We start from the raw sequence: 21,888 nt of genomic DNA on the forward strand, positions 1-21,888 counted from the left end.
ACCTCTTTTATTCTTGATGGGGTCGCAATGGGATGCAGTGTTGCGCCAAGTCATATATTTGTTAAGTTGATTTTTAGATTTGATTGATTGATAAATCTCAATAATTACCAATAATCCTGTAGGAGGCCATCCATGACCCTCAAGCAGATCCGTGCTTTTCTGGCCGTGGCCCAGAGCCTGAGCTTCGCCGTGGCCTGTGAGCGACTGCATCTGTCCCAGTCGGCCTTGAGCCTGACCATCAAGGCCCTGGAAGAGGGGCTTGGCGGACGCCTGTTCAGCCGCAATACCCGCAATGTGGCACTGACGCCTGAGGGAGAATCCCTGTTGCCTTTGGCCCGACGGTTGGTTGCCGACTGGGACAACGCCGAGGATGAGATGCGCCAGCGCTTCACCTTGCAGCGCGGACGCGTGACGCTGGCGGCGATGCCTTCGTTTGCCGGCAACCTGTTGCCACCGATCCTCAAGACCTTCCGCGCCCGCTATCCGAATGTCAACGTCACGGTCAACGATGTGATCAACGAACAGGTGCTGGAGATGGTGCGTGATCGTCACGTTGAACTGGGCGTTGCGTTCGAGCCGCTGCAGGGTTCGTCCCTGGCGTTCACGCCGTTGTACCTGGATCGTTTCGTTGCGGTGGTGCCGCTGGATTCACCATTGGCCCAGCGCAGCGAAATCCAGTGGCAGACGTTGCTGGAACAACCGTTCATCACCTTGCAGCGGCCCTCCACCGTGCGGGTGATGCTGGAGGAGCATCTCCAGGCCCGAGGCATGAAGCTGCCGGTGGAGTTCGAGAGCCATCAATTGGCGACGGTCGGACGCATGGTCGCCAGCGGCCTGGGCGTGAGCGCGGTGCCGGCGCTGTGTGTCGGGCAGATGCATGAGCTGGGGGCCCGCTGCATCACCCTGGGCGATCCGGTGGTGGAGCGCGCCATCGGTGTGCTGACCAAACCGGGGCATGAGCTCTCGGCGGCGGCGCAGGCGCTGTTCGATACCTTCAAGGATCAGGATCTGGGTGTTCGATTGGGCATGCGCTGAGCTCAAGACTTGTGGGAGCGGGCTCGCGTCTGTCGTAACGCCTTTCGTCGCCCTGTATCGCGGTTCCTTCAAACTTTCCCACTGCCTGGAACATCCACTTTTATGTGCGGTATTTCAGAACCGTCGTGCTGCGGTGCACTCGACCACGGAAAAGGAGAAGGAAATGGCAACGCCTAAAGAGAACCTGTTGGACTGGCTCAACGACGCCCATGCCATGGAGCAGCAAGCGGAAAAAATGCTCAAGGCCCAGGCCGAGCGGCTGGAGCACTATCCAGTGCTCAAGGCACGCATCGAAGAGCATCTGCAGGAAACCCTCGGGCAACAGAAGCTGGTGGAGCAGTGTATCCAGCGCCTGGGTGGCAGCACATCGATGCTCAAGGACATGGCCGGCAAACTCATGGCTTTCGGTCAGGCGGTCGGTGGCATGACCATGAGCGATGAAGTGGTCAAGGGCGCGATGAGTGGCTATGTGTTCGAGAATCTGGAAATTGCCTCCTACACCGTGCTGATCGAGGCGGCGAAAGCGGCCGGCGATGTCGAGACTCAGCGGGCCTGCGAACAGATCCTGCCACAGGAGATCGCCATGGCCGAATGGCTGCGCGACCACTTGCCGGAGATCACCCAGGCGTTCCTGGAACGTTCTGCCAACCCCCATACCGAAGCCAAGCGCTGAATGTGAAGAGCGGTCGACCCTCAGGGCCGGCCGTTCGCCAACCTGCCGGGTAGAGGAGGCGTATGAATCAGACCAGTGGTGAGGTGCGCGCCATCAATCGACAGAGCGCAATGGTGGGTGTGTACGTGGCGCAGGAGGATGGTCATACCGTGCTCGAGCTGCGTTCGGCCAACGATATCGACGTCGGTGACGTCATGGAATGGAGCAGCGGCACGGCTCTTGGCGTCCAGTCCTACCGCAACCTGACCAAAGGCTGGAGCGCCGAGGTGTATGTGGTCAAGCACGGTATCGCGGCCGCCAATCTCGAGGTCCAGTTGCTGGTGGGCTCCTAGGAGAATAAGCATGAGCGAATCGAAGATGAAATGCGGTTGCCCCGATTGCCAATGCGAGGTGGATCCGCAGCGGATGTTCAACCACGACGGCGAGGCTTATTGCAGCCAGGCCTGCGCAGAGCAGCATCCCAATGGAGAACCCTGTCCGGCCCCCGATTGCCATTGCGGGCGCAGTGGCAATGTTGGGGAGCGGGACGTCACCAATAAACAACTGGACGACGCGCTGGAGGAAACCTTTCCGGCCAGTGATCCGATTTCTCCCTGATAAACGGCAAATATTTCTCCGGGCAGCGGTGACAGGGTGTCCGGACGCCGCAAGCCGGCCAGTGCGGTGGTGCAAGATAACGCCGGCAGCCCGCGAGTTTTGACTTCCTGGAACGGCGCGAGGCATGGGTGACGAGACCGGTGCAGTGGGGTGCCGGCGCCATCTGGCCTTTGGCGGACGGCGTGGAAAGACACGCACTGTTTATTGAATATTGAGCGATATGGAGGTCCCTCGAAAGACCTTCAGTTATTTGAATAAATTTATCGGCTACCGCTGGTTCGATAGCGTTTGGTTGTACATTTGAAATGACTTTCAAAGTGCTGACCGTTCGTCGCCCTCTGCCGAACTTCGTTCAAACCTTATCGGCATCGGGTTCTCCGAATTACTACGAGCCGACAGGTTCGAGAACAGTAACTAACGAGGTGAATGAAATGGCTAATACAGGCAATAACAACCCTGGCAATTTCGCTAACGATCGTGAGAAGGCATCGGAAGCCGGGAAAAAAGGCGGGCAAGCGTCCGGGGGCAATTTTGCCAACAATCCTGAACGCGCTTCGGAAGCCGGCCGCAAAGGTGGACAGGCGTCCGGCGGTAATTTCGCCAATAACCCTCAACGCGCTGCAGAGGCCGGCCGCAAGGGCGGGCAGGCTTCTGGTGGCAATTTTGCCAACGATCCTGAACGTGCTTCGCAAGCCGGCCGCAAAGGTGGCCAGGCATCGGGTGGCAATTTTGCAAACGACCGGGAAAAAGCTTCGGAAGCCGGCAAGAAGGGTGGCGAAAGCGGTGGTCGTAAGTCGTAATGCACCATGACGTGCAGGCCCTCGGTCCCAAGCCAGGGCCTGCATTGTTAAATATAAAAGATACAGATTGTGGGCCTTTGGCCCTTTGTTCAATGGCTGAAGGTTGGGCGGATACATATTTGCCGCCGATCTTCGTTGTTGCATATGAAGTAAATTAAATTCCTTTCATATATATGCAGATTTTTGTCAGCCCGCCGTTTATCGGTAGGCCCATAAGTTGTGCCCTGATCGAGGAGTTCAATCATGTTTCTACATAACAAGCGACTGCAGTACACCGTGCGTGTGGCAGAACCGAACCCAGGCCTTGCCAACTTGCTGCTGGAACAGTTCGGTGGGGCCCAGGGGGAGTTGGCGGCGGCATCCCGTTATTTCACCCAAGCGCTGTCCGAGGAGGATCCGGGTCGCAAGGATCTGCTCATGGATATTGCCACCGAGGAGCTCAGCCACCTGGAGATCATCGGTTCGATCATTGTGATGCTGAACAAGGGCGCCAAGGGCAAGATGGCCGAAGGCGTGGAAAAGGAAGGGCAGTTGTATCGGGACATCAACGGTGCCGGCAACGACTCTCATATCACCAGCGTTCTGTATGGCGCAGGTTCCCCCCTGACCAACTCGGCGGGCGTGCCTTGGACCGCAGCCTACATCGACACTATCGGCGAACCGACCGCAGACATGCGCTCCAACATCGCCGCTGAGGCCCGGGCGAAAATCGTCTATGAACGGCTGATGAACGTCACTGACGATCCGGGCGTTAAAGAGGCGTTGGGTTTCTTGATGACCCGGGAAATCGCACACCAGTTGTCATTTGAAAAAGCCTTGCATTCCATCCAGCCCAATTTCCCTCAAGGGAAATTGCCAGGCATGCCGGAGTTTACGAATGTCTACTTCAACATGTCCCAGGGCGAGCCCGCGGTGCGCGGCCCATGGAACCAGGGAGACGATTGGGAGTTCGTCGAGAATCCCACGCCGGCGGTGGATGGCGGCGATGGTCTGGCCAGCGTACAGCTGAGTAAAAAAGACGAAGCCCTGTTGATGGACATGAAGGCGCGGACGATGTCCAACCCCGAGAGCGACCCCACCACGGGGGCCGACTTGGGTTCGGGAATGCAAGGTGACAAACTGTAGGAAAGCGGTGGGGGAGCCTGGGCTCCCTCGCTGAACCTTCCATTGGGCCTGGCTAAAGCCTGTAAGGATATTTGATGGACCAGTCGACTTCCCGGATCCGGTCGCCCTGGCGTACCTGGCTGGATCCTCTGCAAAACAACCTGCTGCTGGGTGCGAGCTTCTGGCTCGGGTTGCTGGCTGTCGCCGCGCTGTTGCTCTACAGCGGCTATAACGCATTGGTGGGCGCCGACCCCCGCCATTTGGGCTATGCGGTGTTGGGTGGGACATCCGGATTTGCCGCCACGGCCTTGGGCGCAATCATGGCAGTGGTATTGCGGGATATCTCCTCTCGCACCCAGGACATCATGTTGGGCTTTGCCGCTGGCATGATGCTGGCCGCCAGTTCGTTTTCGCTGATATTGCCGGGCATCGAAGCCGCTCAAGTGATTTGCGGCAATCAGTTGCTTGCCGCGTTTGTCGTGGTGCTCGGCCTGGGGTTGGGCGTTGCGCTGATGGTCGGCCTCGACCGGTTTGTTCCCCACGAACACGAATTGAGCGGTCGGCGTGGGCCGCAAGCCGAGCGTATCAATCGCGTCTGGCTGTTCGTGCTCGCAATTACCTTGCACAACTTGCCGGAGGGCATGGCCATTGGCGTCAGTTTTGCCGGTGGTGACTTCAAGGTCGGCCTGCCCCTCACCACGGCGATTGCCATACAGGACATTCCAGAAGGACTCGCCATTGCCATGGCACTGCGGGTCACCGGTATCAGCACCCTGCGTGCCGCGTTGATCGCGATCGGCTCGGGGCTGATGGAGCCGCTGGGGGCGGTTATCGGCCTGGGCATGTCGTCGGGCGTGGCCGTGGCCTATCCCATCAGCCTGGGCCTGGCGGCCGGAGCGATGATTTTCGTGGTGTCCCACGAGGTGATTCCCGAAACCCACCGCAACGGTCATGAAACTCCGGCGACCCTGGGCTTGATGATGGGGTTCGCGGTGATGATGTTCCTGGATACGGCGCTGGGCTGAAGGGTAATGCCCCGCACAGGGTGGGCCGCCAGCTGCATTGAGGTTGCATGGACTGCCGCAATCGCGAGCAGGCTCGCTCTCACAATGGTTCTGAGGTGTTCATGACCGCAGCGTCCACCGCACATCCCCTGTGGGAGCGAGCCTGCTCGCGATTGCGCTGGGTCAGCTTTGTTATTTCCTGCCACCTATACTCAATGCCATGGATGACATGAGTCCGGGGTGGCGCGATCGTGCTGCGTTCGCTGGTGCTGGCCGTTTTGATCGCTATGGCGGGGTGCGCCACGCCCCCGCGCGGCCAGCAGGTGAGCGCGGTTGCCCAGGACACCTGGCGGCAGGTCGACCAGCAGATCATCGCTGCGTCCAAAAGCGCTGTCGGGCAAGCCGAAGTCTATGCTCGCGGGTCGATGGAACATTGGCGGGTGCTGGTGTATGAACGCACCGAGGCTGAGTTCATCCCGTGGTTCAGCAGCTATTGGACCCAGGAATGGATGGCGGTGAAGGTCAGCTGGTACGCCGCCAGTGCCAAGGGCGAAGTGGATTCCGCCTCCAATCGCCTGGCGCTCTATCTTCAAGAGCAATACCGAGAGCGTGTGCTGGAACCGGTGGCCGTGGAGATCGATCCCGAAGCCATCAGGGCCGCCGCGACCAGCTATTACGTACGCCTGCTGGATCAGCAGGTCCGGGTGATCGCACAGAGGCATCAAATTCCGAACGAACTGATGAACCGGCGCCTTCACGGCATTCCCGCGATCAACCTGGGCCCGCCGGCGGCGCGCAATGCTTCGTTGTACGAGATGGTCCACACTGAGCCGCTGAATACCCTGCCGGCCTACGCCGCGTTGATTGATCATGTCAGCAAGGCCGCTCCCACGGGAGCCGGCCCCTCGGATGCGGTGATCGCCACGGTGGCGCAACGTACCAGCGAAAAGATCGAAGCCCAGTTCGCCACCAGAGGTGCGGCCAGCGCGGCTGCCGCCGTGGCCGGGAAGGCGGCGGGGGCATTGATTTCGGTGGGCGTGGCAGGCGTTCGAGCGATCATCCACGAAGGCGAGCGACCGGAAATGGAAGCGCAGATTCGCAAAAGCCTGAGCGCCGCCTTCGATGAGGCCTGGTACAAGTCACTCAAGCATCCCCTCAGTGGTGTACTGGCACCGGTGTACTACCTGGACGAAGAGATCGAAGGCGAGCTGGTAGAGGCGGAGCTGGCGAATCGGGCGGTAGTGTTGCCGGACATCAAACCGTGACGGGCGGGTTCATTCTGCGCCCAGCGTGACGCGACAGCCCTTGCGATGACGGATCTGCTCGTCCGAGGGGCGCTCCCTGATGAATTCGAAACGCGGCTCACCTTCGCTGTAGATCACCAGCCAGCCCCATTCCAGCTCGCTTTCGTCCTGCCCCGGCTTGGGCGGCGATGCCCACCAGGGTTCTTTTTGCATGATCTGACGCATCGTATCCTCCTGCCGGTTGGTCTTTCACTATAGACCGCTCGATTGTTTGCTCTGTGGGAGCATGGTTTGCCCGCGAGGCAGCGACTCGGTTCCAGGAGGGGCCGCATGGACTTCATCGCGGGAAAGCCTCGCACACAGCTACTCTCCTTCCCAGCGAAAGGTGAGCGGCTTGATACATGAGTGTGCTCTGATCCCGTCCGCCAGCGTCTAGGGTCTGTATCCCCGCACTCGAACGGGGAATGACTGGACCCCCGCATATGCAAGCACTGTTGAACGAGATCCTCGATGCGGTTCGCCCCCTGATCGGTCAGGGCAAGGTGGCCAACTACATTCCGGCCCTGGGCAGCGTGCCTGGCAATCAGTTGGGCATTGCCGTGTATGGCAACGATGGCGAGATGTATTGCGCAGGTGATGCCGAAACGCCATTTTCAGTACAGAGTATTTCCAAGGTATTTAGCCTGGTGCAGGCCATCGAGCACTCCGGCGAAGCCATCTGGGAGCGTCTTGGGCATGAGCCGTCCGGCCAGCCATTCAACTCCCTGGTGCAACTGGAGTTCGAGCGCGGTCGCCCACGCAACCCGTTCATCAACGCCGGTGCCCTGGTGATCTGCGATATCAACCAGTCGCGTTTTGCCGCCCCTGCGTTGTCGATGCGCGATTTCGTACGACGTCTGTCGGGCAATCCCCAGGTGATGGTGGATGGCAAGGTTGCTGAGTCGGAATACCAGCACCGTGCCCGGAATGCGGCGATGGCTTACTTGATGCAATCGTTCGGTAATTTCCATAACGACGTGGAAGCGGTATTGCGCAGTTATTTCAGTCACTGTGCGTTGCGAATGAGCTGCATCGACCTGGCCCGGGCGTTCTGCTTCCTGGCCAACGACGGCTTCTGCAAGCACAGCGGCGAACAGATCCTGAGTCCCCGCCAGACCCAGCAGGTCAATTCCATCATGGCCACCAGCGGGCTGTACGACGAAGCCGGCAATTTTGCTTATCGTGTCGGCCTGCCTGGCAAGAGCGGTGTGGGTGGTGGGATTGTCGCCGTGGTACCGGGACGCTTCACGGTGTGTGTCTGGTCGCCGGAGCTCAATGCCGCCGGAAATTCCCTGGCCGGCATGGCGGCGCTGGAATTGCTCAGCCAGCGAATCGGCTGGTCAGTGTTCTAGCAGCCTGCGTGGCTCATTCGAGTACAGGTCACCAGGCCGAAAAAATGGCCCGTTCCTGATGGAGGAACGGGCCATTTTTTTCAACTGAAATCAGCAGAAGCGATCGATGACTTGCACTTGCGAAGTGTTTTGCATCGACTGCCAGGCCTGGGTCAGCGTTTGCAGCACGCGACCGATGAAGTCCTTATCGGCCGCAGCCTTCTTGCCCACGTAACCTTGGCCGCGGCGGTACATCTTCAGTCGGGCGCACAGGTCTTGCTGGTTCTGTTCGAACTCGTCTTCGTGAGTGTAGGGCGACAGGCAGTCCATATGGACCTGGCCAGTCTTGCTGATCCACAGGATATGGCTGTCGAGTGTGTCCTTGTGTGCTGCGAACATGCGAGCCAGTTCATCAATAGATGGTTGATTGTTCAGATTCATGTGTAAGCCCCTTGACCATTTGGTTGATCTGTCTGGTGGTTCGCAAAGATTTCGCTTCTCGGTAAGTGCCTGCCTGCTACCGAAACCAGGCCGTCAGCGTTCGTCCGTCAGACTTCGACGGGGTCGTGCATCGGTTGTGTAGTGCTATCGAAGGGCTGCTACGCAAATGCGTTACAACGGAGAGAAACAGCGAAGAACCTTAAGGCAGTGTCAACTTTCGAGGGTCGACCACGCGCGTCATGAGGACCTTCACCGACGTTTCTCGTCCTTGTTACCGGACGGTCATGCCAGGTCAGCACCTTCAATCTGCCTTGTGGGCAGTCCCTTATCCAAAAAACAGCTCGGCGGTCAGACGAGCTTGCTCAAACGGTTACCTGTACTCCCGATCGGGGAGACGTCTGCATCATGCAAGGGCTAATCGGCGACGTCAACGGTTTTGTAGTGATTATTTTTGGTCACTACATATTGTCGGACAAAATGGTTTGGGTATGAAAAATCTTGGAGCGCGCAGTGGGGGCAGGTCAGGTTTTGGATTATTTGTGGCGAGGGGATTTATCCCCGCTGGGCTGCGAAGCGGCCCCAAGTGAGTCGCCTCAATCTATCTGATATACGAGGTGTTGGTGTTTAGGGCCGCTTCGCGCCCCAGCGGGGATAAATCCCCTCGCCACAAGGTGCTTCAGGTTGTTTTGGCTTTGGCGGGCTTGCGCTTGACCGGCTTGCGCTTTTTCTTCCAGGGCGCAGCGGCGCGGCCGGCAGGGCCGCTGATGGTCAGGCTCATGCCCTGGCAGCGGGCGATGTGCTTGCTCATCCAGGCGGCTTGCCGAGTGACGAATTCTTCCAGGCTCATCTCACCGCTTTGCACCATGTCCAGCGCCTGCTCCCAGATGGCGGTGGTGCCTGGGTCAGCGATGGCGCGGGGGACAGCATCGATCAGGCTGAAGGCCGCCGGGGTCGCGGACAAGGCCTTGCCGTTCTTCACCAGGTAGCCGCGATCGAGCAAGCCCTGGATGATCGAAGCTCGGGTCGCTTCGGTGCCGATGCCGGTGGTGTCCTTGAGCTTCTGCTTGAGCAGTGGATCCTCCACCAGTTTGGCGACGTTCTTCATCGCCTTGATCAGGTCACCTTCGGTGAACGGCTTGGGAGGCTGGGTCCACAGGTCCTTGAGGGTCACTTCGTCCACGTCACAGCCGTGACCTTCGGCCAGTGCTGGCAAGGTTTGTGGCTGCGCCGCTTCACGTCCTTTGGCGGGGGCCAAGGCTTCGGGCAAGGCGCGTTTCCAGCCGGGCTCGACGATCTGCTTGCCCACGGCCCGCAGCGCCTGGCCGGCGCAGTCGAAGTCGGCCTGGGTCCGGTCGTATTCATGGTTGGGCAGGAACTGCGCGAGGTAGCGCGCGCGAATCAGTGTATAGACGGCCCGTTGCTTGCCAGCGAGCTTGTCGAGGTTCTTCGCCGCGGCGGTGGGAATGATGCCGTGGTGGGCGCTGACCTTGGCGTCGTTCCAGGCCCGGGACTTGCGTTGCGGTTGCAGGTGTTCACGCAGCGGCGCGAGGCCCGGGTCGGCCTGGGCGAGGGCAGCCAGGATGGCGGGGGCTTCGCTGTGCTGGCTCAAGGGCAGGTAGCCGCAATCGCTACGGGGATAGGTAATGACTTTGTAGGTTTCGTAAAGCGACTGGGCGATATCCAGGGTTTCCTGGGCGCCGAGACCGAGTTTCTTCGAGCAGATTTCCTGCAGGGTGCCCAGGTCGAATGGCAGCGGTGCCGCTTCGCGCAGGCGTTCGGTGCGAACCTTGGTCACCAGGGCGGTATGGGCGTTGCTCATGACTTGGGCGGCATCGCGGGCCAGGGCCTGGTTCAGGCAGCGCTCCTGATCGTCGCAGGCGTCAGGATCGGCACGCCATTGGGCCGTGAAAGCGGTGCCAGCGTGGCGCAGTTGCACATCGATGGCCCAATAGGCGACCGGCACGAAGTCGGCGATGCTGCGGTCGCGGTCCACCACCAGTCGCAGGGTGGGCGTCTGTACCCGGCCCACCGGCAGCACACCCTGGTAACCGGACTGCCGCCCCAGCAAGGTGAACAGGCGACTCATGTTCATGCCGATCAGCCAGTCGGCCCGGGAGCGGCCCAGGGCCGAATGATACAGGTTGAAGGTTTCGGCTCCCGGCTTGAGGGCGGCCAGGGCCTTGCGGATCGAGGCTTCGTCGAGGGCCGACAGCCACAGCCGCTGGATCGGCCCGCGATAGCGGCAGTGTTCCACCAGTTCCCGGGCGATCATTTCGCCTTCCCGGTCGGCGTCGGTGGCGATCACCAGTTCCTTGGCTTCCCCCAGCAGGCGCTTGACCGCCTTGTACTGGCTGGCGGTCTTTGGCTTGACGGTCATTTTCCATTGCGCCGGCACGATGGGCAGGTCGGCCAGTACCCAGCGCTTGTAGCGGGCATCGTAGGCGTCGGGTGGGGCGGTTTCCAGCAGATGGCCGATGCACCAGGTCACCGTGACATTCGCGCCCAGCCAACAGCCGTCACCGCGCCGTGTGGCGCCGAGCACCGCAGCGATGTCCTTGGCCTGGGACGGTTTCTCACACAGGTACAACCGCATAACGCCCTTTTCCTGAGCAGGTTTCATGGGGCGATAGCATGGTCAGGGATCGGCCCGAGAGCAAGCTTTATCTGTATGGATATACAGACAAAGCGTTGCGCTGCGTTTGGAGCGTCCGGGGTGACGTTCGGCGTTCGGTCTGTACTTGGAATGAATTTCTCGCGAGTGCGTCGCTCATAACTTTCAGAGCGGCTGAAACCGCGTAAACCATTGGCGGGATCAAGGAGAGTCACTTTATGAATTCGATGCCGAAGGGCGACGGACAGGCCACCACGCGTCTGATTCTCGTTGTTGAGGATGACCCGACGATACTGGAATTCCTGTGCGAAATCCTGGAGGACGAAGGGTTTGTCGTGGAGCCTCGGGAAAGCGCCGATTCGGCGTTGACATTCCTCGAGCAGAGCGCGGATTTTGTCGACCTGTTGCTGACCGATATCACCATGCCGGGCACGTTGGACGGTGCGGACCTGGCAAACCTGACCGGAGATCGCTGGCCACAGATACCGTTGCTGATCATGTCCGGTTTCGAAACGCCGGAAAGCGCCGGGATCAAGCACCACGCTGCATTCATCGCCAAGCCCTGGGCGCTGGGGCAGATGCTGGACCTGGTGGAGAGCACGGTGAAGGATCACCAGCTCCATTGACGGATACAGATGAGTATCTGTGGGAGCCTGATGCCAGTCAGTTGAGCCACGAACCTGTGGGAGCATAACTTGCTTGCGATAGCGATAGACCCGTCAACATTGTTGTTGGCCGACTTACCGCAATCGCGAGCAAGCTATGCTCCTAAAAACAGGAGTGACGCTGCTGTTTCTCAGTTCTTGTCCAGGTCCACATTCCTGGTTTCCCGCAGGCAGAGCATGCCCACCACCAGGCTTACCCCGGTGATCACCACGGGGTACCACAGCCCGTAGAAAATATCCCCGGTGTAGACCACCAGAGCGAACGACACGGTGGGCAGGAAGCCACCGAACCAGCCGTTGCCGATGTGGTAGGGCAGGGACATGGAGGTGTAGCGGATGCGGGTTGGAAACAGCTCGACCATCAACGCCGCCAGCGGACCGTAGCACATCGCCGAGATGATGATCAGCGCCACGATCAAGGCGACGATCATCGGCCGGTTGATCTGCTGGGCATCGGCCTTCTGCGGGTAGCCCGCCAGGGTCACCGCGCCGCGCAGGGCGGCTTCGTCATACCCGTCGATCTTCACGTCACCGACGTTGACCTGCACCGTGCTGCCCGCCGGTGCCGCGACGCTGCTGTAGGGCAGGCCTTGCTTGATCAGGAACGTCTTGACCTTGTCGCAGGGGCTATCGAAACGTGCCTTGCCCACCGGGTCGAACTGGAAAGTGCAGGTGGCCGGGTCGGCGATCACGCTGATCGGTGCCTGGCGACTGGCCAGGTCGATCGCCGGGTTGGCGTAGTGGGCCAGGGTCTTGAAGATCGGAAAGTACAACGCCGTTGCCAATAGCAGACCGATCATCAGCACCGGTTTGCGCCCGACCTTGTCCGAGAGCCAGCCAAAGAAGATGAAGAACGGCGCGCCGATTACCACGCTGACGATCAGCAGGCTGTTGGCCAGGGCCGGGTCCATTTTCAGAAATTGGGTGAGGAAAAACAGCACATAGAATTGCGCGGCATAGAAGGTCACCGCTTGCCCGGCATTGATGCTGAACAGCGCGATCAGCACCACCTTGAGGTTTTCCCATTGACCGAACGATTCACGGATCGGTGCCTTGCAGCACTTGCCTTCTTCTTTCATTTTCACGAAGGACGGTGATTCATGCAGGCTCATGCGGATCCAGGTTGAAATGCCCAACAGCAGGATCGACAGCAGGAATGGAATGCGCCAGCCCCAGACTTCGAACTGATCGCCCGTGAAGTAACGGCAGCCCAGTATCACCAACAGCGAGAGCAGCAGCCCGAGGGTGGCGGTGGACTGAATCCAGCTGGTGTGGAGGCCGCGCTTGCCGATGGGCGCGTGTTCGGCGACGTAGGTCGCTGCGCCGCCGTATTCACCGCCCAGGGCCAGGCCCTGGAGCATACGCAGTGCGACCAGAATGATGGGCGCGGCGATGCCGATGCTGGCGTAGTTGGGCAGCAGGCCGACGCAGAACGTCGCCAGGCCCATAAGGATGATGGTTGCAAGGAACGTGTATTTGCGCCCGATCATGTCCCCCAGCCGCCCGAACACCAATGCGCCGAATGGCCGCACGACGAAGCCGGCGGCGAACGCCATCAGGGCGAAGATGAACGCGGTGGTATCGTTGACGCCGGCGAAGAACTGCTTGCTGATCACCGCCGCCAGGGCGCCATAGAGAAAAAAGTCGTACCACTCGAACACCGTCCCCAGGGACGAGGCGAAGATGACTTTCTGGGTTTCCTGGCTGGTGCCGACGCTGCGCGTGGCTTCCAGGGGCTGAACATGCTCGGACATAGCGGTATCCCTCACAGTGATTGTTTTTGTTGTTCCACTGTCGATGCCGGATTGGCATCTCCTGCTTTGACGCATTCCTTGGGTGACTGTCGTTTCCTGTGGGAGCGAGCCTGCTCGCGATAGCGGTATGCCTGTTAACGAATAGGTTGACTGACACATCGCCATCGCGAGCAGGCTCGCTCCCACAAGGGACCTTGGTTGTTCTTCAGACCGTTGCTGTCTCCTTGGTGCTGACGGTGCTTGTCGCGTTCGTCGCCAGCATCATCCGCGCCGCCTTTTCGGCAATCATCAGCGTCGGCGAGCAGGTATTGCCCGAGGTGATGCGCGGCATGATCGAGGCATCGGCGATGCGCAGGCCCTTGATGCCGTGGACCCGCAGTTGCGCGTCCACCACCGCGTCAGCGTCCTGGCCCATGCGGCAGGTGCCCACCGGATGGAAAATCGTCGTACCGATGCGGGCGGCGGCCCGATGCAGTTCTTCTTCGCTCTGCAGGCCTGGGCCCGGCAGGTATTCCTTTGGCTTGAACGCTTGCAGGGCGGGCGCGGCGACGATGCGTCGGGTCAGGCGGATGGCGTTGGCGGCGACCCGCAGGTCTTCGGGATGGCTCAGGTAGTTGGGCTGGATCAGCGGCGCCTCGTGCGGGTCGGCCGAACGGATGTCTACCCGGCCGCGGCTTTGCGGACGCAGGTCACAGACTGACGCGGTGAACGCCGGGAAACTGTGCAGGGGCTCGCCGAAGCGTTCCAGGGACAATGGCTGCACATGGTATTCAAGATTGGCCGACGTCTGCTCCGGTCCCGAGCGGGCGAACGCGCCGAGCTGGCTGGGCGCCATGGACAGGGGGCCGCTGCGGTCATAAAGGTAGCGCAGGCCCATGCCCATCTTGCCCCACAGCGTGCCAGCAATTTGGTTCAGGGTCCGGGCATTTTCCAACTGGTAGATGAGCCGTAGTTGCAGGTGGTCCTGCAGGTTGCCGCCTACGCCCGGCAGTTCATGCACCACGCCGATTCCCAAGCGTTGCAGCAAGTTGCGCGGGCCGATCCCGGAGCGCTGCAGGATACCCGGCGAACCAATGGCCCCGGCGCACAGGACGATTTCCTGGCGCGCCTTGAAGGTCATGCCTTTGCCTTGCCAGCGGGCACTGACGGCGTAGGCCCGGTCATCGCGTAGCAGAACGCGGTTGACTTCGACTTCGGTGAGGATCGTCAGGTTGGCGCGCTGGCGAACCGGTTTCAGGAAGGCCTTGGCCGCATTCCAGCGCACGCCGGCTTTCTGATTGACCTGGAAGTAGCCGCAGCCTTCATTGTCGCCACCGTTGAAGTCGTCGACATTGGGTATGCCGCTCTGTTCGGCGGCGTTGCGGAAGGCGTCGAGGATCGGCCATGACAGGCGTTGGCGTTCGACCCGCCATTCACCGCCGGCACCGTGCAGTTCGGAATCCCCGGCAAAGTGATTTTCGCTTTGCCGGAACAGCGGCAGCACGTCTTTCCAGGCCCAACCGGAGTTGCCATCGGCGGCCCAGCCGTCGTAGTCCGCGGCCTGACCGCGCATGTAGATCATGCCGTTGATGGAGGAGCAGCCGCCCAGTACCTTGCCGCGCGGATAACTCAAGGCGCGCCCTTGCAGGCCGGGTTGTGCTTCGGTCTTGAAGCACCAATCGGTACGTGGATTGCCGATACAGAACAGGTAGCCGACCGGGATGTGAATCCATGGATAATTGTCGCGTCCGCCGGCTTCGAGCAGCAGCACCCGATGTTGGGGATTGGCCGAAAGCCGATTGGCCAGCAGGCATCCGGCAGGACCGGCGCCCACGATCACGTAATCGTATTCATCGACGACAGGTTGCATCCGCGACCTCATTTTTTGTTTTTGTCTGACCCATCCTAGTTGTTAGTTTTCGTTAAAAGAATGTTAGTTTTTGCGCAACGGCTGTGCGTTTATAAACAGCGATGTGCAAGGAGCGTTCATGTTCGATTGGAATGACCTGCGTTATTTTCTGGAGCTGCAACGCAGCGGCCGCCTGCTGAGCGCGGCACGGCGGCTGAACACGACCCATGCCACCGTGGCCCGGCACATCGAAGCCATCGAGAAAAGCCTGGGGACCGCGCTGTTTATCCAGCACGCCCAAGGCTATGAACTGACCCCGGCTGGCGAGACGCTGCTCAAGCACGCCGAGGCCATGGAGAACGTGGCGTTGCTGGCCCAGGAGGACATTACCCAGTCCAGCGCGCTTTTGGGCAAGATTCGCCTGGGGGTGACCGAGGGGTTGGGTATCATGTTCCTTGCCAGTCGCATGGACGGATTGTTCCAGCGCTATCCAGGGCTGGAGGTGGAACTGGTGGCGGTGCCGCGATTCGTCAGCATCCTCAACCGTGAGGCGGAAATCAGCATTCACCTCGAACGTCCTGCGGCCGACCTGCTGGTGACCCGCAAGCTCACCGACTACAGCCTGGCGCTGTATGCCAGCCAGGCTTACCTGGATCGCTCGCCGCCGTTGCGCAGCCGTGAGGACCTGGCCCGTCACGCCTGGATCGGTTACGTCGATGACTTGTTGTTCAGTCAGGAGCTGATGTTCCTCAACAGCTTTTGCCGCAACCCGCGGGTGGTGTTCCACAGCACCAGTGTCATCGCCCAGCAACAGGCCGCACGCTCGGGCCTCGGGATCGCCGTGCTGCCGTGCTACATGGCCAGCAACGACCCGGCGCTGGTGCCCTTGCTGCCCGACGAAACCCTGCGCCGCAGCTACTGGATCAGCACCCGTCGCGAACTGCACAAATCCGTGCGCCTGCGGGTGCTGTGGGATTACGTGGTGCAGTTGTGCGAGCGGGAGCAGGGGACATTGTTGCCCTGATCTGAATCGGGTGGACATGGCCCTGTGCAAAGCATTTCTGTGGCAAAGGAATTTCTCTGGCAAAGGGATTTTTGTGGCGAGGGGATAAATCCCCTCGCCACAGGTCCTCATGGACAGATATCAGCCCTGGCCGCCCAAGCCCCCTTTTCTGGCCCCCAATGACCTCAAGCCGACACGCCGGCGTGCCGTAACGTGGGAACTGCCAGACCCACAACAAGAAAGGTGCAGCCATGCGCCGCCGAGAGGGGCCTTATGTCGGCAAGCATTCCTTCTGTTCGGTTTCACATCGCGACCCTCACGCTGCTTGGCGCGCTGCTCGCTGGATGCGGCGAAGAGGCCAAGCCGCCTGCGCCCGCGACCCTCAACGCCATGCCCGCCGATGCGGCACTGGCTCAGGTCTACGACAGCAGTTGCAAGCTCTGCCATGCCAACCCCGGCGCCGGAGCGCCCCTGACCGGCGACGCCAATGCTTGGGCGCCGCGAGTGGCCCAGGGCGCCGACACCCTGCTGGATCACGCGATCAACGGCTACAACGGCATGCCGCCGATGGGCTTGTGCATGCACTGTTCCGAAGAGCAGTTCCTGGCGTTGATCGCCTTCATGTCCGGCCAACAATTTCAGTAGCGGGGGCATGACCATGGACTACTCACGACGCCAATGGCTGCAGCGGACCGGTGTGGTTGCCGCTTTCGCGGCACTCGGCAGCCAGGGCGCCCTGGCCGAGCTGATGCGCGCGCCACGCCTGATCCCATGGCGCAACTGGTCCGGTGCACAGAGTTGCCTGCCGGCCGCGCGCTTGGCGCCCAAGGACCTTGATGAACTGGTGCAAGTGGTGACCCGTGCCGAAGGACGGATTCGTCCGGTGGGCTCCGGTCATTCCTTCAGCGCTCTGGTGCCCACCGACGGAACCTTGTTGTCGCTGAGTTTTTTCAGCGGCCTGCTGGAGCATGACGCGGCCAGCCTGCAAGCCGAGTTCGGCGGCGGCACGCCGATGTCCCGCATGGGTCCGGCGCTCAAGGCCATCGGTCAGGCGTTGCCGAACATGGCTGACGTGGATTATCAGACCCTGGCCGGCGCCATTGCCACTTCTACCCACGGTACCGGCAAGGCCTTCGGCTCGTATGCGTCCCAGGTCATCGGCCTGCAATTGGTGACGGCCAGCGGCGAGGTGCTCGATTGCGATGCCAAGCGTCATCCCGAGGTGTTCAAGGCGGGACGTGTGTCGCTCGGAGCGCTGGGGTTGCTGACCCGTGTGCGCTTGCAGAACCGCGCTGCCTATCGGTTGCGCGAGCGCCAATGGGTGGCGAAAACCGAAGAACTGCTGGAAGAGGTGGACGCCAATACCCGGGACAACCAGCACTGGGAAATGCAGGTGGTCACCCATTCCGACTATGCGTTGTCGATCACCCTGAACGAAACCACCGATCCGGCCACGCCGCCCATCAGTCCCGAGGAGGAGGGCGGCAACGAATTCGTCACCCTGATCGAGAAGCTCGACAAGTACGGCAGCGACTTTCCGGCGATCCGCCGGTCGTTGCTCAACAGCCTGCGGCTGGTGGCCGACTTCGACGACCGGGTCGGCGATTCCCATGACATTTACGCCAATGCCCGCACCGTGCGTTTCAACGAAATGGAGTATTCAGTGCCGGCCGAGCATGGACCGGCGTGTCTGCGAGAGGTCCTCGCGCTGATCCGCGACAAGGACCTGCGGACCTGGTTTCCCATCGAGTACCGCTACGTGAAGGCCGACGACATCGCCTTGAGCATGTTCGAAGGACGGGACAGTTGTTCGATCTCCGTCCACCAGCATTACCAGATGGACCATCACAATTTCTTCGCCGCCATCGAGCCGATCTTCTGGAAATACCAGGGCCGACCGCACTGGGGGAAATTGCATTCCCTGAACGCCAGGGCGCTCCAGGCACTGTACCCGCGCTGGAACGAATTCATCCAGGTGCGCCAGGCCCTGGATCCCGCTGGGAAGTTTCTGAATGGGCATCTTTCAACGATCCTGGGGGTGAGCTGATGGCTGTCAATCGTCGTGGTTTGCTGAAAGGAACGTTGGGCGCCGGGGTGTTGCTGGCCGGTGTCGGGGCCTGGCTGCGGCCGGATGACCGAGGGGCGCCGTACAGTGATTATTTCCGTCAGTTGAACCGTGAGCTCAAGGCCCATGGCCCCATGCGTCCGGTGATGCTGATCGACTTGGATCGCCTCGATCACAATATCGATGTGGTGAAGGCTTCGGTCCGGCGCGCGGGCAAGCAGTTGCGGCTGGTGGAGAAGTCTCTGCCTTCGCCTCAATTGCTGAAGTACATCGGCGAGCGGGCCGAGACCCGGCGGTTGATGTCGTTTCACCAGCCGTTTCTCAACCACGATGCGCTGCAGTTTCCCGATGCCGATATCCTGCTGGGCAAGCCGCTACCGGTGCGTTCCGCCGAGCTGTTCTATCAGCTTCACAAAGGGCCGTTCGACCCGTCGCGTCAGTTGCAGTGGCTGCTGGATACGCCCGAGCGCGTTCAGCAATACCAGGCCCTGGCCCAAGGGCTGGGTACGCGCATGCGGGTCAATATCGAACTGGACGTCGGCCTGCACCGGGGCGGGGTGGCCGATGACGCGGGCCTGGACGCGATGCTCAAGCTGATTCGTGCCCATCCGGCGCAACTGGAATTCGCCGGATTCATGGGCTATGACCCCTTCGTGGGCATGGGCGTGCCCGAACTGTTGGCGAGCCCTGAAACGCTGCTGGCGCGGGTCATGGCGACCTATACCGCTCGGGTGGATTTCGTCCGGTTGCGCTACCCCGACCTGTGGCATCCGGGCCTGACCCTCAACACCGCGGGCAGCCCCAGCTATCGCCTGCATGAACAGGAACGCCTGAGTACCGAAGTGTCGGTGGGAACGGCCATGCTCAAACCCAGTCATTACGACTTGCCATCCTTGAGCGAGCATGTGCCGGCGGCCTACATCGCGACACCGGTACTCAAACGCACTGGCGCGGTGAACATCCCGGCGCTGGACGACAAGTCGCGGATTTTTTCCTGGTGGGACGTGAACCAGCGCGCGACATTCTTTCTCTACGGTGGCAACTGGATGGCCGATTTCGAATCCCCAGCCGGCTTGAAGAGCAACAGTCTCTATGGTCGCAGTTCCAATCAGGAAATGGCCAACGGCTCCGAGGCGGTGGGGTTGGCGGTGGAAGACCAGGTGTTCCTCCGGCCGACCCAGACCGAGTCGGTGCTGCTGCAGTTCGGTGATCTGCTGGCGGTGCGCGGGGGGCGGATTGTCGAGACGTGGCCGGTTTATAGCTGACTGTGTACTCATGCTCCACTGTCGATCCCTGTGGGAGCCGAGCTTGCTCGCGATAGCGGTGGATCAGTTGGCGAGAATGTTGATTGTGCCGCCGTCATCGCGAGCAAGCTCGGCTCCCACAGGGGATGCAGGTGTTCGCCCGGGTTTTATAGCTCAAACGGAATACTCAGCTTCGCCCAGAGCATTTCGCCTTCGGGGCGGTTCTCCACGTCGAATTCCTTGGCCCAGCGGATCTCGGCGCTGGCGTACTTGAGGAAGGTCAGGTGCAGCGCCGGGCCGATGGCAAAGACCTGGCCGCGCACGCCGTCGTCCACATCCTGCCCGGCAAATTGCACGGTGCGACCGAACTGTTTGTCGTCGGTGGTCTGCTTGAGGTAGTAGCCGTTGAGCCCCACCCTCAGGTTGTCGGTCAGCCGGTAGCTGGCGGAATAGTCGAAGTGGAAAATCTGCCCCGAGCGGTAGTCGGTGTCCTTGTTCTTCCGGTTGAAGCTGTAGGTGGTTTTCATCGACACCTCGGTGTTTTCCGTGGGCAGCCAGGTGAAGGAAAACAGTGGTTTGTAGGTGTAGAAGTTGTTGCTGGTGTTGGCCAGTCGGTCGCGACTGTATTCGCCAGTGGGCACGGTGATTTCCACGGCGGCAGCCAGGGTCAGGTTCTTGCCCATGTCCCAGAGCACGATCGGCGAAATGGTGGTATCGCCCATGCCTTCCCGGGTGTCGCTCATGCCGAACAACGCAACCTCCTGCTTGATCCAGGGCTGGGCGACATAGATCCCCAGTCGCCCGCCGGCGAACCGTAGCGGACTCAGGTAGTCGATGCGCGGGATCACCGCCGTGGACTCGATTTCCACCCCCGGTACCTTGCCGCCCAACGAGCTGATGTCGAATGTCCGGGCTTTGTAATGGTTGTAGTAGAGGTTGAACGCGACCATGTTGTCCGGAAGGCTGTCGACTTCCAGTGGCAACACCAAGAAGCCGTCGGTGCCGGGGCCGATGTTGTCGACTCCGTTTTCGGTGGCCAGGGCGGGCAGCGCAGAGCTGCAGGCCAGGGCCAGGGTCATTTGCAAGGCGAACGTCATGCGGATCGGGTTCATGTGAGGCGCTCATTATTATTGTTGGAGGTACACCGAAGGTCCGAGTCATACAAATAAGCCGTTCGCGGCCGGCCGGGCAGGGTATTGGCGGCCACACAGGGGGGCTTGGGCGGCCAGATTTCGCATCCCTCTTCCCATGGGGGCGTGCTAACGTTTATGAAACAACCGGTTACAAAAACGCCACCTAACGTGCCCGGGAACCCGCCATGCAGATGAAAGTCATCGACCCCACCTATGAGCTGGCGCTGGTTTCGCCATTCCTACTGCAGACCTTGGCCGAAGTCGTGGCGGACAAAGGTTTCGATGCCGCCAGTCTGTGTCGCGGCCTGGGGTTCGGCCTCGACGATCTGCAGGATCCCGCCCAGCGCATTTCCCATCGCCAGGCCGTGGTCATGATTCAACGGGCACTCAAGCTGTTGCCGGATCAGGGACTGGGGCTGTGGGTCGGCGACCGCAACGTGCTCGGTACCCTGGGTCTGCTGGGGCATGTGTTGTCGCTGTGCGAAACCCTGCGCGATGCCTTTGCCCTGGGGATCCGTTATCAACACACCACCGGCGGCATCGCAGTGAGCAGTGTCGAAGAAACCGCTGACCGGATCATGGTCGACGCAACCTGTCGCTTGCCCTTCGTCGAGGTCCAGGTGTTTGCGGTCGAAGAATTCTTCGCCAGCCTGATGGTGTATGGTCGGGCACTGGCGGGCCCGGATTTCAGGCCCCAAGCCGTGGAGTTCATGCACGCGGCGCCGTCCTATGCCTTGGAGTACCAACGGGTCCTGGGACCGGATGTGCGCTTCGGTTGCCGATACAATCGCATGCTGATCGACCTCCACTGGCTGGACGTGCGCCTGCCCAATCATCATCCGCTGGCCCTGCGCCAGGCATTGGCCTTGCTGGAACAGGAAGCGGCCGAGGTCCATCAGAAGATCGATCTGATCCAGGCAGTGGAGCGTGCGATTGCCCGGGACCTGACCCGGGGCAGTCACATCGAGAAAATAGCCGGCGACCTCAACATGAGCGGTCGCACCCTGCGACGGCGCCTGACCGAGCACAACCTGACGTTCGAAACCTTGCTCGAACAGGTGCGTCGCGGCCGGACGCTGAGCTTGCTGGCCAACCCCGAACTGTCCATCGAGCGCATCACCGAAGAGGTTGGCTACAGCGACGTACGCAGCTTCCGCCGGGCCTTCCGACGCTGGACCGGAATGAGCCCCAGTGCATTTCGCAGCGAGGCGGCCGAGAGCTAGTGGCCAGATAGCCCCCTCACCATCAATACCGGCTGACCCAGCGTTTTCGCGAGCAAGCCCGCTTCCACAAGGGATGTGCATGGCTGTGAACTGA

At 60.8% G+C, this 21,888-nt stretch carries 21 protein-coding genes; 15 read left to right on the forward strand and 6 right to left on the reverse strand.

Going from position 1 to position 21,888, the window contains the following annotated elements; genetic code table 11:
* Positions 1–132 precede the first annotated feature (132 nt).
* From QZH45_RS12050 to QZH45_RS12085, 8 genes are all read left to right on the forward strand, one after another.
* Positions 133–1,035 carry a LysR family transcriptional regulator gene (locus tag QZH45_RS12050; protein ID WP_024781355.1) on the forward strand — a complete coding sequence of 301 codons (903 nt, stop codon included), beginning with the start codon at positions 133–135 and terminating at the stop codon, positions 1,033–1,035.
* Between the two features lie 163 nt (positions 1,036–1,198).
* Positions 1,199–1,708: a ferritin-like domain-containing protein gene (locus QZH45_RS12055; protein ID WP_024781356.1), complete on the forward strand. Its 510-nt coding sequence runs from the start codon at positions 1,199–1,201 to the stop codon at positions 1,706–1,708.
* A 62-nt stretch (positions 1,709–1,770) separates the two neighbouring features.
* Positions 1,771–2,040: a hypothetical protein gene (locus QZH45_RS12060; protein WP_024781357.1), complete on the forward strand. Its 270-nt coding sequence runs from the start codon at positions 1,771–1,773 to the stop codon at positions 2,038–2,040.
* 10 nt (positions 2,041–2,050) lie between these two features.
* Positions 2,051–2,305: a metallothionein gene (locus QZH45_RS12065; RefSeq protein ID WP_392396947.1), complete on the forward strand. Its 255-nt coding sequence runs from the start codon at positions 2,051–2,053 to the stop codon at positions 2,303–2,305.
* Positions 2,306–2,736: 431 nt separating this feature from the next.
* Entirely contained in the window at positions 2,737–3,105 is a 369-nt protein-coding gene (locus QZH45_RS12070; RefSeq protein WP_024781359.1) for a general stress protein, read from the forward strand.
* A 243-nt stretch (positions 3,106–3,348) separates the two neighbouring features.
* The gene (locus QZH45_RS12075; RefSeq protein WP_024781360.1) at positions 3,349–4,230 is read left to right on the forward strand and encodes a manganese catalase family protein; all 882 of its coding nucleotides are present in this window, start codon (positions 3,349–3,351) and stop codon (positions 4,228–4,230) included.
* Between the two features lie 74 nt (positions 4,231–4,304).
* The gene (locus QZH45_RS12080; protein WP_024781361.1) at positions 4,305–5,234 is read left to right on the forward strand and encodes a ZIP family metal transporter; all 930 of its coding nucleotides are present in this window, start codon (positions 4,305–4,307) and stop codon (positions 5,232–5,234) included.
* A gap of 230 nt (positions 5,235–5,464) precedes the next feature.
* Positions 5,465–6,478, forward strand: a complete 1,014-nt coding sequence (locus QZH45_RS12085) for a hypothetical protein (RefSeq protein WP_081036503.1) — start codon at positions 5,465–5,467, stop codon at positions 6,476–6,478.
* Positions 6,479–6,487: 9 nt separating this feature from the next.
* Here QZH45_RS12085 and QZH45_RS12090 read toward each other — a convergent pair whose 3' ends face one another.
* A complete protein-coding gene (locus QZH45_RS12090; RefSeq protein ID WP_024781363.1) occupies positions 6,488–6,682 on the reverse strand; it encodes a hypothetical protein in 195 nt (64 codons plus the stop codon).
* A gap of 257 nt (positions 6,683–6,939) precedes the next feature.
* Here QZH45_RS12090 and glsB point away from each other — a divergent pair, with 257 nt between their 5' ends.
* Positions 6,940–7,848 (forward strand): glutaminase B, encoded by a 909-nt coding sequence (gene glsB / locus QZH45_RS12095; protein WP_024781364.1) that lies wholly within the window; start codon positions 6,940–6,942, stop codon positions 7,846–7,848.
* 90 nt (positions 7,849–7,938) lie between these two features.
* Here the strand turns inward: glsB and QZH45_RS12100 are convergent, their stop codons facing one another.
* Together QZH45_RS12100 and QZH45_RS12105 are read right to left on the reverse strand one after the other, a co-directional pair.
* Positions 7,939–8,268 carry a hypothetical protein gene (locus QZH45_RS12100; protein ID WP_024781365.1) on the reverse strand — a complete coding sequence of 110 codons (330 nt, stop codon included), beginning with the start codon at positions 8,266–8,268 and terminating at the stop codon, positions 7,939–7,941.
* Between the two features lie 676 nt (positions 8,269–8,944).
* On the reverse strand, positions 8,945–10,861 hold the full coding sequence (locus tag QZH45_RS12105) for a DNA topoisomerase III (RefSeq protein ID WP_024781366.1): 1,917 nt from the start codon (positions 10,859–10,861) through the stop codon (positions 8,945–8,947).
* A gap of 236 nt (positions 10,862–11,097) precedes the next feature.
* Here QZH45_RS12105 and QZH45_RS12110 point away from each other — a divergent pair, with 236 nt between their 5' ends.
* The gene (locus QZH45_RS12110; protein WP_024781367.1) at positions 11,098–11,505 is read left to right on the forward strand and encodes a response regulator; all 408 of its coding nucleotides are present in this window, start codon (positions 11,098–11,100) and stop codon (positions 11,503–11,505) included.
* Between the two features lie 170 nt (positions 11,506–11,675).
* On the opposite strand, the gene QZH45_RS12115 is transcribed toward QZH45_RS12110, so the two are convergent.
* Positions 11,676–13,298 carry an MFS transporter gene (locus QZH45_RS12115; RefSeq protein ID WP_024781368.1) on the reverse strand — a complete coding sequence of 541 codons (1,623 nt, stop codon included), beginning with the start codon at positions 13,296–13,298 and terminating at the stop codon, positions 11,676–11,678.
* Between the two features lie 205 nt (positions 13,299–13,503).
* Positions 13,504–15,147 (reverse strand): GMC family oxidoreductase, encoded by a 1,644-nt coding sequence (locus QZH45_RS12120; RefSeq protein ID WP_055135131.1) that lies wholly within the window; start codon positions 15,145–15,147, stop codon positions 13,504–13,506.
* A gap of 118 nt (positions 15,148–15,265) precedes the next feature.
* On the opposite strand from QZH45_RS12120, the gene QZH45_RS12125 reads away from it, so the two are divergent.
* From QZH45_RS12125 to QZH45_RS12140, 4 genes are all read left to right on the forward strand, one after another.
* Entirely contained in the window at positions 15,266–16,150 is an 885-nt protein-coding gene (locus QZH45_RS12125) for a LysR family transcriptional regulator (RefSeq protein WP_024781370.1), read from the forward strand.
* Between the two features lie 252 nt (positions 16,151–16,402).
* Positions 16,403–16,774: a c-type cytochrome gene (locus QZH45_RS12130; RefSeq protein ID WP_024781371.1), complete on the forward strand. Its 372-nt coding sequence runs from the start codon at positions 16,403–16,405 to the stop codon at positions 16,772–16,774.
* 103 nt (positions 16,775–16,877) lie between these two features.
* The gene (locus QZH45_RS12135; protein ID WP_167355749.1) at positions 16,878–18,176 is read left to right on the forward strand and encodes a D-arabinono-1,4-lactone oxidase; all 1,299 of its coding nucleotides are present in this window, start codon (positions 16,878–16,880) and stop codon (positions 18,174–18,176) included.
* Between the two features lie 74 nt (positions 18,177–18,250).
* Positions 18,251–19,459 (forward strand): DSD1 family PLP-dependent enzyme, encoded by a 1,209-nt coding sequence (locus tag QZH45_RS12140; protein ID WP_167355750.1) that lies wholly within the window; start codon positions 18,251–18,253, stop codon positions 19,457–19,459.
* A gap of 146 nt (positions 19,460–19,605) precedes the next feature.
* On the opposite strand, the gene QZH45_RS12145 is transcribed toward QZH45_RS12140, so the two are convergent.
* Positions 19,606–20,550 (reverse strand): SphA family protein, encoded by a 945-nt coding sequence (locus tag QZH45_RS12145; protein WP_024781374.1) that lies wholly within the window; start codon positions 20,548–20,550, stop codon positions 19,606–19,608.
* Between the two features lie 206 nt (positions 20,551–20,756).
* On the opposite strand from QZH45_RS12145, the gene QZH45_RS12150 reads away from it, so the two are divergent.
* Positions 20,757–21,794, forward strand: a complete 1,038-nt coding sequence (locus QZH45_RS12150) for an AraC family transcriptional regulator (RefSeq protein ID WP_024781375.1) — start codon at positions 20,757–20,759, stop codon at positions 21,792–21,794.
* Positions 21,795–21,888 lie beyond the last annotated feature (94 nt).

The organism is Pseudomonas corrugata, assembly GCF_050920615.1.
Lineage (GTDB): Bacteria > Pseudomonadota > Gammaproteobacteria > Pseudomonadales > Pseudomonadaceae > Aquipseudomonas > Aquipseudomonas corrugata.